The sequence below is a fragment of the Actinoplanes sp. NPDC023714 genome (assembly GCF_040639855.1).
GTDB lineage: Bacteria > Actinomycetota > Actinomycetes > Mycobacteriales > Micromonosporaceae > Actinoplanes.
Genome location: NZ_JBFAAR010000007.1, coordinates 409,756 through 423,454, shown reverse-complemented (window position 1 = coordinate 423,454; position 13,699 = coordinate 409,756). Strand labels below are relative to the sequence as shown.

The following is a 13,699-nucleotide window of genomic DNA, read 5'->3' as shown; positions in this document are numbered from 1 at the left end:
CACCCCCTACAACCCGGCCGAACACCGCGCCCTGCAAAACCTACTCAACCAAACCCAACCCGCCGGTTGACACAGGGCACTCACGCCGAGGGCCCGGGCCGGGGAGCCGGCCGCTGGCGCGTCCGGAGCGCTCCCCACCCCGGGCGACCTGCGTGAGTGGTCGCGCTCTTCCCGCCCGGCCCGCCCGCCGCCGCTACAGCGCACCGCCGGCGATGCGGCGTTCCGGCCGATCGACAGGCCTCGCTCAGCAGCCCGGGCCGGCAGCCATCCCGTTCTTGATGACATATCCGGAAATATCGCCACGAACCCACTCGCGCAGCTGGCTGATCCTGGTGGGCGCCTCCCCGGTGACCGCCTCGTACCCGACGATCGCCGTGTCCACCGTCCGGCACGTGGCCCGGTCCGCCACCTGCTGCACGTCGCCCTTGATCTTCTCCGGGTTGTACGCAACGTAAGAAATGCCGGAAACACTCACCGTGATCGCCGCCGCCGCCACCATCTCCAACAAACGCATGTGGGCAGGCTAGCGGCCATTACTCACCGTGTCCAACCGTCCGATCGGCCAAGGTCAGCGACACGAAGAGTGACAACCCCACGAGCACGAATGAATACCCGTGAGCCTTTACGCGGCCTATGGGGGTTCTGTACGTTGATTACTCGGAGCAACGGTTTAGTAACGCTGGAGGGATCCCATGCGTCGTGCCGCTCTCGTCCTGACCCTCGTCCTCGCCGGACTCTGGATCGCCACGCCAGCGCAGGCGTTCGCGCACAACAGAGTGCACAGCCCGGCCCTGCACGCCCTGCTGGACGGCCTGACACTGCTGGTCGCCTCGGCGCCGGTATGGACCGCCCTGCTCTGGGCCGGTGGCCGCCGCTGGCTGCTGGCCGGCCTCATCGCCGTGGTGCAGATACCCGTCGCGATCATCGGATTCGTCCCGATCGTGAACCCGTACCTGCACCTGACCCTGTTCGTCCTCGCCCTCGCCCTGACCGCGGTGAGCCTGCGGGTCGTCCGCGGCCAGGCCCGGACTAGCGCCGTACCCGCACCCACTCGCCACTAGGCGACCGGACGGCCAGGCCCACCACGGCCTGGCCGTCTCTGATCAGCTCGACCTGCGGGCAGCCGTCGACGGGCGGCTGCCAGCGGCCGTCCCGGGCGGCCACCGCGTTGTGCCGGCAGTGCTCCTCGTCGACGTACCCCCAGGCCAGCAGCAGATCCCGGCCCTCGAACGTGTAGCGCCCGACGGACTCGACCCGCTCGCCGTCCGGCCGGCGGAAGAACTCGGCACGCAGACCGGGGACCGCGGTGCCCTCGAAGGCGGCGTCGTTCTCGACACGATGAGCCGCAAAGTCGGACAAATCGGGAATGCGCACCCGTGCAGTCAAGCACGTCAGAACGCCACACGATGTGATGTCCATGTAACGTGCCCGCAAGTGAGTCTCGCCACAATGACTCCGTGGTGACCGAGACGATGATGCCGGTCAACGGCATAGAGGTGTGTGTCGAGACGTTCGGCGAACCTACCGATCCCCCGTTGCTGCTCCTGGCCGGGGACGCCAGTTCGATGGACTGGTGGGACGACGAGTTCTGCCGGCGCCTGGCCGCCGGCGGCCGGTTCGTCGTGCGCTACGACCACCGGGACACCGGCCGGTCCACCTGCTTCCCGATCGGCGCGCCCGCCTATTCCGGCGCCGACCTCATGGACGACGCCCTGGGCGTACTCGACGTCCTCGGCCTCCCGGCCGCCCACCTGGTCGGCTTCTCCCTGGGCGGCGGCATAGCCCAGCGGATCGCGGTGGAGCACCCGGCCCGCGTCCTGAGCCTCACCCTGATGGCGACGAGCGCCGGCTACGGCGACGCCGACCCTCCCCCGCCGCACGCATCCCCGCAGCCGGCCACACCCCCGGTCCACGCCTCTTCCCCGCAGCCGGCCACACCCCCGGTCCACGCCTCTTCCCCGCGGACCGCCGCGGCCGTCTCCCTCGTCACCCGCACGCCACCCGCCGCCGACATCGACTGGACCGATCGCCGTACCGCCGTGACCGGTCTGATCGCCGAGATCCGGGATCGTGGCGGCCCCTTCACCGCCGCGGAGCCCCAGCTCCGGCGCCTGGCCGAGCGCATCTTCGACCGCAGCGCCGACCTGGCGGCAGGCCGTCACAATCACCAGCGTGCGGGGTACGGTCCCCCGATCCGTGACCGCCTCGGGGCGATCGTGGCCCCCACCGTGGTCCTGCACGGCACCCTGGACCGCCGCTTCCCGCCGGAGCACCCCCGCGAACTGGCGACCGCCATCCCGCACGCCCGCCTGGTCTGGCTGGACGGCGTCGGCCACGAGCAACCGCCCCGCGCCGTCTGGGAGACCGTCCTCGCCGAGATCCTCTCCTTCCACTCCACCGGCCGACCTCCGGAGTAGGCCGAAAGTTCTACATCGGACCCGAGGAATACAACCCTGGTCCGATGCGCCGCACCACCGCGGAGCGCCATGCTGGGCGGCATCGCCGACGTGGCCGCCGAGCTCACCATCCACAGGCCGCGGCAGGCACAGCCGACGCTGGAGGGAACGATGACCGCGGCCCCGCTCGCCCACGCCGACACCCTTGTCCTCGACTACCTGGCCGCCCTCTGGGCCGCGAGCGACGACCTGACGCCCGAGGCGAGAGACGAGCTGATGAGCACCGTCACGGGTTACATAGCCCTGCGCCACGACCTGGCCGACGACCCGGCCCGGGTGATCAGCCGCCTGGGACCCCCTGAGCAGCTGGCCGAGACCGTCCGCCGCGGCGGCACACCCACTCACCTACGCCTCCCCTCCCCGGTCCCGGTCTCGCTCTCGGCCCCGGCCCCGGCCCCGGCCCCGGCCCACCAGCCTTCCCGCCGGGCCACCACCGACTCAGCCACCGGGTCCGACCACGCAGCGGTAGCCCTCCTCACAGCGGGCGCTTTCGTCCTCCCGGTCATAGCGCCCGGCGCCGGCCTGCTGATGGCGACCGGCTCCGCCAGCTGGAGCCCGGCCCACAAGGTCGCCGCCTGGGTCCTGACCACAGGCTCAGCGGCGGGCGCCCTGATGACAGCCCTGATCCTGGCCGGCTTCAGCAGCGGCCTGGCCCTGCTCGCGCTCTACCTGGGCGCCTGCGCAGGCTCGGTGATCGCAGGCCTGACACTGATGGCCGCCCTGAGACGCTGACCAGCCCGGCTCTCAAGCTCGGAGTCTCCACTCCGAGCACTTCGCCTCGGCGCCCTGACCTCTGAGCCCTTCACCTCGGCGGCCCCACCTTCGAGCACTTCGCCTTGGCGCCCCCACCTCCGAGCCCTTCACCTCGGGCCCCTCACCTGGGAGCCCTTCGACCCGGAGCCCCTCAGCCCGAGGCCCCATTCCAAGCCCCTCGATTCGAGGCACAGACCCGAGCGCGGCAGTCGTCAGAAACGGAGGCGCCCGATGACGGGAAGGTGATCACTACCGGTGCGCGGAAGCGTCCGGACGCTGACGACGCTCATCCCGCCCGCCATCACGTGGTCGATCCGGGCCAGCGGCGCACGAGCCGGCCAGCTGAAGGCGAACCCGGACACGTCGGTGCCGAGCCGGGCCAGGATCGGCGCGAAAACCCGGTCGTCGACGGTGCTGTTCAGGTCGCCGAGAAGCAGCACACGATCGAGCGGCTCCCCGGCGAGGGCCGCTGTCAGCTTCCGAGCGCTGTCGTCCCGGCGCGCGGAGGCGAGACCGAGCGGATTCAACCGTACGGAAGGGAGGTGCACCACGTAGACCGCCACCTCACCATGCGGGGTGCTCGCCACCGCACGAAGCCCGCGGTTCCAGTCGGGGCCGAGCGAACCGGGCCGGATGTCGAGCAGCCGCGCCGAGGCGAGCGGATGCCGTGACCAGAGCGCGACCGTGCCCTGAACCGTGGAATACGGATACTTCTCGCCGAACGCCGCGGCGTAGGCGGGCAGCGCTTCCGGCGTGACCTCCTCGAGGCCCACGAAGTCCGGGCCGGACGCGATGAGCGCCCGCACCGTACCCGCCGGATCAGCGTTCTCGTCGCTGACGTTGTGCTGCACCGCGACGAGGTCGTGGGCCACGTCATCGGACGCGGGGAGTACCCGTCCCCCGAACAGCCCGAGCCAGACCACCACAGGAAGCAGCACCGCGATCAGCGCCCGCACCGTCCGGAACACCGCGACGACCAGCAGAAAGGGGACCGCCAGCCCCAGCCACGGCAGGAACGTCTCCAGCAGACCGCCGCCGGGAACCGCCCGATGGAACAGCAGCAGAGCAGCAACGACGACCGGCACCCGCGCCATAGTGCCAGGCCCGGTCACCCACGCCCGCCACCAACCGCACTCCAGGCCGCAACCCCTCACCTGCCGCCACTGGCCATCGGCGGCGCTGGCAGGCCCGAAACTCCGGACCGCGAGCTGCGGCCGGGAACTCCGGACCGCGAGCTGCTGCCCGGAGCTCCGGACCGCGAGCTGCGGCCGGGCCTTCGCGCGGAGCCGGGATGAGCGGACAGCGCGGATGGGCTAGGGGTGGGGGCCCGGAACGGGCAGGATGGGAAGTATGCGACTCGTCTCCCTTCTGCCCTCGGCCACCGAGATCGTCTATGCCCTCGGGCTGGGGGACGATCTGGTCGGGGTGACGTTCGAGTGTGATGAGCCGGCTGCCGCGCGCTCGACGAAGACCGTGGTGGTGGGCGGGCGGGACACGAAGGCCATGACGCCGGCGGAGATCGACGCCTATGTGCGGACGCAGATGGCGGCGGGCGGCGACCTCTACACGCTGCACGCCGACGCGCTCGCCGGTCTGGCGCCGGATCTGATCCTCACGCAGGATCTGTGCCGGGTGTGCGCGCTGCCTTCGGGACACGTCGACGACGCGCTCGCTCATCTGGGCTGCCGCTCCGATGTGCTGTCCCTCGACCCGCACTCGCTGGACGACGTCTTCGCCACGTTCGAGGAGGTCGCGGGTGCTACCGGCGTACCCGGAAAGGGGCGTGACCTGACCGCCCGGCTGAAGCGACGCCTGGCGCGGGTGGCCGCGGCGGTCGAAGGCCGCACGCGGCCGAAGGTGGCCGTCGTCGAATGGGTGGATCCGCCGTTCGGTGCGGGGCATTGGGTGCCGGATCTGATCACGGCGGCGGGCGGCGAACCCGTGGCGGCGCGCCCGGGGCGGCGTTCGGTGCAGGTGACCTGGGTGGAACTGGCCGCCCCGCAACCGGACGTCGTGCTGGTCACGCCGTGCGGCTACCACCTGGACGGCGCCATCCGGCAGGCCGAGGCCGTGAAACCGCACTTCCCGGACGCCCAGATCTGGGCGATCGACGGCGACGGCCTGGTGGTGCGCCCCGGACCGAGACTGATCGACGGCGTGGAAGCGATAGCGGCGATCCTGCACCCCGACGCCGTCCCGCCGGCGCCGGAGGGATCAACGGCCCGGATCGCCTGAGTCGAGCCGGCGCCTTCTCGGCGGCCCAGCCCGGACAGCGAACGGGCGGGTGTTTCCTCGGTGATCAGGCCGGACAGGTCCGAACCGGCGACCATCCCGGACCGGGAGCGAACCGGTGACATGCGGGGTGATCGGGCCGGCGTCCTTCTGCGTGACAGGCTCGGATAGCGACCGAACCGGTGACCCGCTGGGCGATCGGGCCGACGTTTCCCCGGTGACCAGCGCAGACCGGGGGCCGAACCGGTCAGGCCGGTGCCCTACTGCGTGACCAGCTGGGCGGACCAGCGGCTGCGGGCCGAGTGGCGAACCCGGGAAGCCTGGTAGAGCCAGGCGATGTCGCGGCCGAACGACCAGGTCAGCGAGCCGAGCGCGACGGCGAGTGCGGCGATCGCGAGCCAGGCCGGCAGCAGGCCGCTGACCACGACGGCGAGCATGACGCCCTGCTGGGCGGCGACGACCTTGCGGCCGAAGCGGGGCGGCAGCGCGGCGTTGAGCCACGGCAGGGCCCACGAGGCGGCGACGAAGAGGTAGCGGAAGGCGCCGATCGCGAGGGCCCACCAGCCGTATTCGAGGGCCGCCGAGACGCTCAGCACCAGGATCAGGAACGCGTCGACCTCCATGTCGAACCGCGCCCCGAACGCCGAGCTGGTCCCGGTGCGGCGGGCGACCTGCCCGTCGACGCCGTCCATGGCGAGCGCGACGGCCGCGATCGTGACGAGCAGCGCGGCCGGGACGACGGTGCCGGAGGCGGCCGAGGCGACGAGCGCGAAGACGCCGCCGGTCAGGATCGCGCGTCCGAAAGTGACCATGTTGGCCCAGCCGAGGGCCGGCAGCGCGGCGCGGTGCAGCAGACCGCACAGGACGGCCCCGAACGCGACCCCCGCCACCCATCCCCAGCTGCTCAAGCCGGAGTAGACCGCGAGGACCGCCAGCAGGACGAGCTGGACGGCGAACCCGGCCAGCGGAGCCCGGGACGGACTCGTCGTGGTCGTGGCGGTACTGATGGTCACCGTTCCTCCTGGACGTAGGGTTTAGCCGCTGTCCCCGATCAACACGCTCGCGGGGCATGATCGGTTCATAGAAAGGACCAACTCCTTGTCGAAGTCGGCCCGTGCCTTCTGGTTGGCTTGCCCGGGATCGGGCGAGATACGCACCGAGGAGGTGCCGGATCCCGGACCGGGTGAAGTCCTCGTCCGGACACTCCACTCCGGGGTGAGCCGCGGCACCGAGACGCTCGTCTTCGAGGGCCGGGTGCCGGAGAGCCAGTGGTCGACCATGCGCGCGCCGTTCCAGCGGGGCGACTTCCCGGCCCCGGTGAAGTACGGCTACCTGAACGTCGGCGTGGTCGAGGCCGGCGTGCCGGAGCTGGTCGGCGAGGTCGTCTTCTGCCTCTATCCGCACCAGACCCGCTACGTCGTCCCGGCCGAGGCGGTGACCGTGGTCCCGGACGGCGTGCCGGCCGACCGCGCGGTCCTGACCGGCACCGTCGAGACCGCGGTGAACGCCGTCTGGGACGCGCACCCGCAGATCGGCGACCGGATCACCGTGGTCGGCGGCGGCATGGTCGGCCTCTCCGTGGCGGCGGTCCTCGCCGGATTCCCGGGCGCCGACGTCCAGCTCGCCGACACCGACACCTCCCGGGAGAGGATCGCCGCCTCCCTCGGGATCGGCTTCGCCACCCCGGACCACGCCGCCACGGACCGCGACCTCGTGATCCACGCGAGCGCCACCCAGGCCGGCCTCACCCGGTCACTCGAGCTGCTCCGCCCCGAGGGCACGGTCGTGGAGCTGAGCTGGCACGGCGACCGCCAGGTGGCCGTCCCGCTCGGCGAGCACTTCCACTCCCGCCGCCTCACGATCCGCAGCAGCCAGGTCGGCGCCATCCGCCCGGACCGGCACCGCGACTACGCCGAACGCCTCCAGCTGGCACTCACCCTCCTGCGGGACGCCCGCTTCGAGACCCTGATCAGCGGCCGGTCGAGCTTCGAGGACCTGCCCGCGACACTCCCCCGGCTGGCCGACGGTTCGCTGCCCGCCCTCTGCCACGTGATCGACTACTCCGGCGGGAATTGATCTTCAAGTACCGGGGTACCCGTAGTACCGGCAGCGACCAGCCGGCAGCGACCGGTCCCGGCCGCGCCACGCACGTCCTCAGCACCCGAACATCCGGCACAAGCTCGACCGCACGACGAACGACCAGCACCGCGAGGCGACCCGCACCGCGAGGCGACCAGCACCGCGAGGCGACCAGCACGGCGAGGGACCCGCACCGCGAACCAGCGACACCCGAGGAGACGATCACTTGTTCAGCGTCACCGTCCGCGACCACATCATGATCGCGCACAGTTTCTCCGGCGAGGTCTTCGGACCGGCGCAGCGCCTGCACGGCGCCACCTTCGTCGTGGACGCGACGTTCCGCCGCCCCGAACTGGACGACGACAACATCGTCGTGGACATCGGCCGGGCCGGCGAGCAGCTGCGCACGATCTGCTCGACGCTCAGCTACCGCAACCTCGACGACGACCCCGAGTTCTCCGGCGTCAACACGTCGACCGAGTTCCTCGCGAAGGTCATCGCCGACCGTCTGGCCGTCCGTATCCAGGCCGGTGAACTCGGCCCGGGCGCGTCCGGCCTGACCGGCGTCACGGTCACCCTGCACGAGTCGCACATCGCCTGGGCGAGCTACGAGCGCACCCTGTGACCCTGCACGACCCCATGATTCTGCACGCGGTGCTGCCGGGCGACATCGACGACCCGGCAGCGCCGAGTGGCGGCAATCGCTACGACCGCGAGGTGCTCCGCCGCCTGGCCGAGCGCGGTCACTCTCTCAACACCGACATCAAACCCCTTTCGGTACGCGAAATAGCCGTCCCCGCAGACTGGCCCCGTCCCGGACCACGCCCGCGCCAAGCCGTCGCCGAGGCCCTGGCCTCCATCCCCGACGGCGGAACCGTCCTCCTCGACGGCCTCGTGGCATGCGCGATCCCGGACATCCTGGAACCGCACGCGAGCCGCCTCCACCTGGCGATCCTGGTCCACCTCCCCCTGGCCGACGAGACCTCCCTCTCCGAACACGAGGCCGCCGAGCTGAACCTCCTGGAACAGCGCGCCCTCCACCTCGCCACGACCGTGATGGCCACCAGCACCCAGGCAGCCCGCCGCGTCGAGCAGTTGCACCACCTCTCCGGCGTCCACGCGATCCCACCCGGCGTCGACCCGGCCCCACCGGCCGTCCCGTCCCCGGAGGGAACCCGCTTCCTGACCGTCGCGTCCCTCACCCACCGCAAGGGCCTCGACGTCCTCACCGCCGCGCTGAAGCAGCTCTCAAGGAGCGCGCCGGCCACCCCGCCACCGGACGCCGCAGCAGAAGCCTCCGACGTCGCGCCAGGCACGGCCGCCGCCCCAGGCATGGCCGCCACCAGCACGGCCGCCGCCCAGAACACGGCCGCTACCAGCATTGCGGCCACCCAAAGCACGGCCGCCACCAGCACGGCTGCCACCCAAAGCACGGCCGTCACCCAAGGCATGGCCGCCACCCAAGGCACGGCCGCCACCCAAGGCACGGCCGCCGAGGCCGCGCGAGCCTCCTTGGCCGGCCGGGGCGGCAACCCCATGGAAGCCACCTCGGACATGAAAGCCACCTCGGCCGTGCAGGCACTCACGGCTGAAGACTCGCCGGAGCCGTCGCGTGGCGCCTCGGCCGCCCGTGCCATCGGGCCCGAACCTGCGCACGCGGCGCCGCCGTGGAGCTGCACCATCGTGGGCGCCGGGCCTGTGGTGCCGGAGGCGGTACCCGGCGTTCGGCTGGCCGGGGCGCTGACCGGGCCGGCCCTGGACGCCGCCTATGCGAATGCTGACCTCTTCATCCTCCCTTCCCGGGCCGAGACATACGGCATGGTGGTCACCGAGGCCCTGGCCCGCGGCATTCCCGTGGTGGCCAGTGATGTGGGCGGCGTGCCGGAAGCGCTCGGCACGACGGCTCACGGCCTGCCCGGACGCCTCCTTCCTCCCGGAGACCCGGACGCCCTCGCGGACACCCTCCGGGAATGGCTCGCCGACCCGGCGCTGCGGGACCGCTGGCGGACCGCCGCCCGGGCCCGTCGTGAGCGTCTGACCAGCTGGGATGAGACCGCCCGGCGGATTGCCGAGTGCCTCAGCCCGACCACAGGCAAGGACGCTACGCCGCCTGACATGACACCGGCATGACAAACCTCGTTAGGCCCGTGTCACCCCGCCGCGAGCATGCTGCTTCCTGAACGCCGGCCCCGGCAGAGACGCCGGGCGCCAGAAGACCGGCGGCTCGGCTCACCGCCGGCAGCCACGATGGACGGAGAGACACCATGACCGGAGAGTTCAGCCCCGACTGGCTCGCCCTTCGCGAACCCGCCGACGCCGAGGCGCGTGACGCCGGGCTGCTGCGTGAGCTGCCCGCCGGCGTCAGGGTGATCCGCGATCTCGGCTGCGGCACCGGTTCGATGGGGCGCTGGCTGGCGCCGCGCCTTCCGATGCCGCAGCACTGGATCATGACGGACCGGGATCCGGCCCTGCTGAAGCTGGCGGCCGACGGGATGCCGCCGCAGGTCACGGTCGGCACCCACCTGCGTGACGTCACCGAGCTGACCGCGGGCGACCTCGAGGGCGCCGACCTGGTGACCTGTTCGGCGCTGCTCGACGTGCTCACCGCCGAGGAGGTGGAGGGCCTCGTCGCGGTCTGCGCGGAGGCCCGGGTGAGTGCGCTCTTCACGCTCTCGGTGACCGGTGAGGTGCGGTTCGCCCCGGAGGATCCGCTCGACCGGGAGGTGGAGGCCGCGTTCAACGAGCACCAGCGTCGCGAGACCGGCGGGCGGCGGCTGCTCGGACCGGACGCGCCGGCGTTCGCGGTGGCGGCGTTCGAGAAGGCGGGCGCCCGCGTGCTCGCGGCGCAGAGCGCGTGGCGGCTCGGCCCGGCGCGGCCCGAGCTGACCGCGGAGTGGCTGCGCGGCTGGACCGGAGCGGCCGCCGAGCAGCGCCCGGATCTGCCGGTCGAGGACTATCGGGAGCGCCGCCTCGCAACGGTTCCGGAGGTCTCCGTCGGTCATCAGGATGTTTTAGCGATCTTCATCTGAACCAGATCCCGGGCATCGGGCGTACTAGTCCTCGAGAGCGACGAGGGGACAAGACCGTGGGGCGATCGATCTGGGCCTGGGCCCGCCTGCTGGGCGGCGCCGGAATTCTGGCTCTGGTGCTGTGGCGATTGGGCACCGGCGCGTTCCTGGACGGGCTGCGGGTGCTCGACACCGGATCCCTCCTCGCGGCGCTCGGCATCGGCGCGGCGACGACGCTCCTGAGCGCCTGGCGCTGGTGCCTCGTCGCCCGCGGGCTCGGCATGAGACTCTCGCTGCGGGCCGCGACGGCCGACTACTACCAGGCGCTGTTCCTGAACGCGGCGCTGCCGGGCGGCGTCCTCGGCGACGTCGGGCGGGCGGTGCGGCACGGGCGTGACGAGGGCGATCTGGGGCGCGGTGTCCGGGCGGTGGTCCTCGAGCGGACCGCGGGACAGCTGGTGCTGCTCGTGGTGGGGGCGCTGGTGCTTCTCCTCGTACCCTCGCCGATTTTGTCCCTGCTGAAGGAGCACGCGGCGGTGGCCGCGGCAGTGAGCGTGACCATCCTCCTGGCCGGCGGTCTCGCGATGCTGGCGCTGCGGCGGCTGCGGCGGGGGGCGTCGCGGGCGGCGAAGGCGGCGCGCACCGGGATGAGCGAGATCCGGGTGGGTCTGCTGTCGCGGCAGAACGGTCCGGGCGTGCTGATCGCGTCGGCGGCGGTGCTGGCCGGGCACCTGGCGACGTTCATGGTGGCCGCGCGTGCCGCCGGGAGTGCGGCTTCGCTGCTCCAGCTCGCGCCGCTGCTGCTGCTCGCGCTGATCGCGATGGGCCTGCCGGTCAACGTGGGCGGATGGGGGCCGCGCGAGGGCGTGATGGCGTGGGCGTTCGGCGCGGCGGGGCTGAGTGCGGCGCAGGGGCTCACGATTGCGGTGGCCTACGGGATCCTGGCCTTCGTGGCGGCGGCGCCGGGCGCGATCATCGTGCTGGCCCGGGTGCTGACGCGGCCCAAGGCCGTTGCGGACGAGGTCGTTGCGGACGAGGTCGTCGCGGGTGAGGTCGTCGCGGACGAGGTCGTCGCGGGTGAGGTGGTCGCGGTCGAGGCCTTCGCGAGCGAGACCGCTGCGGGCAGAACCTTCGCGGGTGCGGTCGGTGCGGACACTGCCCTCGTGGGTGCGGGTGTTGCGGGCACGGCCCTCGTGGGTGCGGGTGTTGCGGGCAGGGCCTTCGCGGGTGCGGGCGTTGGTGGGGGTGGGTTCGGGAGCGATTCGGTGCGGGTGGTTGCTCCGCTTTCGCCCGCTCCAGTGATGGCGGCTCGGCCGATCATCGTGCCTGCGCCTATTCCGGTGATTCGGCGGAGTGTGGTGCGGCGGCCGGTCTACTCCGGTGGTGTCGCCGCTTGATCGACCCGTTTTGGGCGGGCCACCGCCGGGGTCTGGGCCCTGGGCGGCGGGCTTCTGCTGGCGCGGGCTCCGCGCCTGTCGGCGCGGGATCGCCGCCTGTCGGCGCAGGCTCGCCGCCTGCCGGCGCGGGCTCGCCGTCTGCCGGCGCGGGCTCGCCGTCTGCCGGCGCGGGCTCGCCGTCTGCCGGCGCGGGCTCGGCGTCTGCTGACCTGCGCTCACCGTTTGTTGGCGCGGGCTTGCTGTCTATCGGCGCGGGACTGTCGTCGCCGGGAGCGTGCCTGCCTCGCTGGGCATCTCGGCTCGGGGGGTCAGCTGGTGAAACGGGTGGAGAGGGCGTAGCGGAGCAGGACCACGTCGCCGATCTGGCGGACCTCGGCGAGGCCTGCCCGGTTCGACGGGCCCCAGGGGAAGACGCCGTCGTGGACGAATTTCGGGGCTCGGGAATCGCCTACGAAGAGGGGGGCTATCACGAGCTGGAGTTCGTCGGCGAGGCCGGCCGTCAGGAACTGGGTGTGCATGCGGCCGCCGCCCTCGACCATGAGACGGCGGATGCCGCGGGTGGCCAGGTCGTCCGTGATGCGGGCGGCGCCGACCGGGTCGCCGCCGTCCACCACTGTGGCTACCGGGCCGAGGAGTTCGTGGGCCTTCTCCAGGGCGGGCGTCGCGCAGTAGACCAGTTTGGCCGATTCGCCGGTGGTGAAGAACGACGCCTGTGGATCGAGGTGGCAGGTGCTGGTTACGGTGACCTTGACCGGGTCCGGATGCTCACCGCGGGCCATCCGGGCGGCCCGGCGCTCCGCGGATCGCACCAGCAGGCGCGGGTTGTCCGAGCGGATCGTCGAGGCGCCGACCAGGATCGCGTCGCAGCCGGCGCGGACCTCGTCGACCCGGTCGAAGTCGGCGTCGTTGGAGAGGAGCAGCCGCTCGCCGGAGGCGTCGTCCAGATAGCCGTCGATCGACATTCCACAGCTCAGAAGGACGTAAGGACGCTCAGCCACCTCACCACGATAGTCGGTGGGCATGCCGCAGCCGATCTTTGGGCAGAGTGTGCGGCAGTGCTGGGCGGCCAGCGGGAACCAACAAGGAGGACCGATGTTCGAAGCCCCGGCAGCTGCGGAGAGCCACGTGAACGTGGCCACGGCGACCATCCGGCGGCAGGTCACCGTGCCGCTGCGTTTCCCGGACGGCTACACCACCACCGCGCGGGTGATGACCTTCGACGGGCTCGCCGACGGCAAGGAGCACCTCGCGCTCGGCCTCGGCGACTGGCAGCGTGCCCTCACCAAGTCGGCGGCCGGCGGCCGGGCGCCGCTGGTCCGGCCGCACAGCGAATGCCTCACCGGTGACGTCTTCGGCAGCCAGCGCTGCGACTGCGGGCCGCAGCTGAGGGAGGCCGTCGAGCGGATCGCCGAGCAGGGCGGATTCCTGCTCTACCTGCGGCAGGAGGGCCGGGGCATCGGGCTGTACGCGAAGCTCGACGCCTACGCGCTGCAGGACGACGGCCTCGACACGTACGAGGCGAACGTGGCGCTGGGCCGGGGCGAGGACGAGCGCGACTACACGGCGGCGGCGCAGATGCTGCTGGCCCTCGGGGTGGACCGGGTGCGGCTGCTCAGCAACAACCCGGACAAGGCGAAACAGCTCGAGAGCAGGGGCGTCGACGTGGCTCAGCGGATCCCGACGGGGGTGCACCTGTCCGCCGCGAACGTGCGCTATCTGAGCGTCAAGGCCTCGCACACGGCGCACACGATCGAGCTGCCCCTGGCCGAGTGAC

At 72.1% G+C, this 13,699-nt stretch carries 14 protein-coding genes and 1 pseudogene; 10 read left to right on the top strand and 5 right to left on the bottom strand.

Annotated features, from left to right (window positions below; translation table 11 throughout):
• Positions 1 to 244 precede the first annotated feature (244 nt).
• Entirely contained in the window at positions 245 to 514 is a 270-nt protein-coding gene (locus tag AB0G10_RS29935) for a hypothetical protein (RefSeq protein ID WP_360928987.1), read from the bottom strand.
• A 178-nt stretch (positions 515 to 692) separates the two neighbouring features.
• Here AB0G10_RS29935 and AB0G10_RS29930 point away from each other — a divergent pair, with 178 nt between their 5' ends.
• The gene (locus AB0G10_RS29930) at positions 693 to 1,061 is read left to right on the top strand and encodes a hypothetical protein (protein WP_360928984.1); all 369 of its coding nucleotides are present in this window, start codon (positions 693 to 695) and stop codon (positions 1,059 to 1,061) included.
• Here AB0G10_RS29930 and AB0G10_RS29925 read toward each other — a convergent pair.
• Positions 1,030 to 1,374, bottom strand: coding sequence for a hypothetical protein (locus AB0G10_RS29925; RefSeq protein WP_360928981.1), 345 nt, complete (start codon positions 1,372 to 1,374; stop codon positions 1,030 to 1,032). The two genes, AB0G10_RS29930 and AB0G10_RS29925, sit on opposite strands and share 32 nt — an antisense overlap.
• A gap of 83 nt (positions 1,375 to 1,457) precedes the next feature.
• Here AB0G10_RS29925 and AB0G10_RS29920 point away from each other — a divergent pair, with 83 nt between their 5' ends.
• Together AB0G10_RS29920 and AB0G10_RS29915 are read left to right on the top strand one after the other, a co-directional pair.
• The gene (locus tag AB0G10_RS29920) at positions 1,458 to 2,417 is read left to right on the top strand and encodes an alpha/beta hydrolase (protein WP_360928978.1); all 960 of its coding nucleotides are present in this window, start codon (positions 1,458 to 1,460) and stop codon (positions 2,415 to 2,417) included.
• 69 nt (positions 2,418 to 2,486) lie between these two features.
• Positions 2,487 to 3,188, top strand: coding sequence for a hypothetical protein (locus tag AB0G10_RS29915; RefSeq protein WP_360928975.1), 702 nt, complete (start codon positions 2,487 to 2,489; stop codon positions 3,186 to 3,188).
• A gap of 233 nt (positions 3,189 to 3,421) precedes the next feature.
• Here the strand turns inward: AB0G10_RS29915 and AB0G10_RS29910 are convergent, their stop codons facing one another.
• Positions 3,422 to 4,294, bottom strand: coding sequence for an endonuclease/exonuclease/phosphatase family protein (locus AB0G10_RS29910; RefSeq protein WP_360928972.1), 873 nt, complete (start codon positions 4,292 to 4,294; stop codon positions 3,422 to 3,424).
• A gap of 265 nt (positions 4,295 to 4,559) precedes the next feature.
• Between AB0G10_RS29910 and AB0G10_RS29905 the strand changes: the two genes are divergently transcribed.
• A complete protein-coding gene (locus AB0G10_RS29905) occupies positions 4,560 to 5,444 on the top strand; it encodes an ABC transporter substrate-binding protein (protein WP_360928969.1) in 885 nt (294 codons plus the stop codon).
• 257 nt (positions 5,445 to 5,701) lie between these two features.
• Here the strand turns inward: AB0G10_RS29905 and AB0G10_RS29900 are convergent, their stop codons facing one another.
• The gene (locus AB0G10_RS29900) at positions 5,702 to 6,454 is read right to left on the bottom strand and encodes a CDP-alcohol phosphatidyltransferase family protein (RefSeq protein WP_360928966.1); all 753 of its coding nucleotides are present in this window, start codon (positions 6,452 to 6,454) and stop codon (positions 5,702 to 5,704) included.
• 85 nt (positions 6,455 to 6,539) lie between these two features.
• Here AB0G10_RS29900 and AB0G10_RS29895 point away from each other — a divergent pair, with 85 nt between their 5' ends.
• From AB0G10_RS29895 to AB0G10_RS29875, 5 genes and pseudogenes are all read left to right on the top strand, one after another.
• Complete coding sequence (locus AB0G10_RS29895) at positions 6,540 to 7,517, top strand: dehydrogenase (RefSeq protein ID WP_360928963.1); 978 nt, start codon at positions 6,540 to 6,542, stop codon at positions 7,515 to 7,517.
• A 229-nt stretch (positions 7,518 to 7,746) separates the two neighbouring features.
• Positions 7,747 to 8,145: a 6-carboxytetrahydropterin synthase gene (locus AB0G10_RS29890; RefSeq protein WP_360928960.1), complete on the top strand. Its 399-nt coding sequence runs from the start codon at positions 7,747 to 7,749 to the stop codon at positions 8,143 to 8,145.
• Positions 8,146 to 8,159: 14 nt separating this feature from the next.
• A complete protein-coding gene (locus tag AB0G10_RS29885) occupies positions 8,160 to 9,650 on the top strand; it encodes a glycosyltransferase (protein ID WP_360928957.1) in 1,491 nt (496 codons plus the stop codon).
• 134 nt (positions 9,651 to 9,784) lie between these two features.
• Positions 9,785 to 10,549: a class I SAM-dependent methyltransferase gene (locus AB0G10_RS29880; RefSeq protein WP_360928954.1), complete on the top strand. Its 765-nt coding sequence runs from the start codon at positions 9,785 to 9,787 to the stop codon at positions 10,547 to 10,549.
• 56 nt (positions 10,550 to 10,605) lie between these two features.
• Positions 10,606 to 11,517 (top strand): annotated as a pseudogene (locus AB0G10_RS29875) (lysylphosphatidylglycerol synthase transmembrane domain-containing protein); the annotation flags it as partial.
• Between the two features lie 716 nt (positions 11,518 to 12,233).
• On the opposite strand, the gene AB0G10_RS29870 reads toward AB0G10_RS29875, so the two are convergent.
• Positions 12,234 to 12,923, bottom strand: coding sequence for a dihydrofolate reductase family protein (locus AB0G10_RS29870; protein WP_360928951.1), 690 nt, complete (start codon positions 12,921 to 12,923; stop codon positions 12,234 to 12,236).
• A gap of 94 nt (positions 12,924 to 13,017) precedes the next feature.
• Here AB0G10_RS29870 and ribA point away from each other — a divergent pair, with 94 nt between their 5' ends.
• Positions 13,018 to 13,698, top strand: a complete 681-nt coding sequence (gene ribA, locus AB0G10_RS29865; protein ID WP_360928948.1) for a GTP cyclohydrolase II — start codon at positions 13,018 to 13,020, stop codon at positions 13,696 to 13,698.
• The last annotated feature ends 1 nt before the right edge of the window (position 13,699 follow it).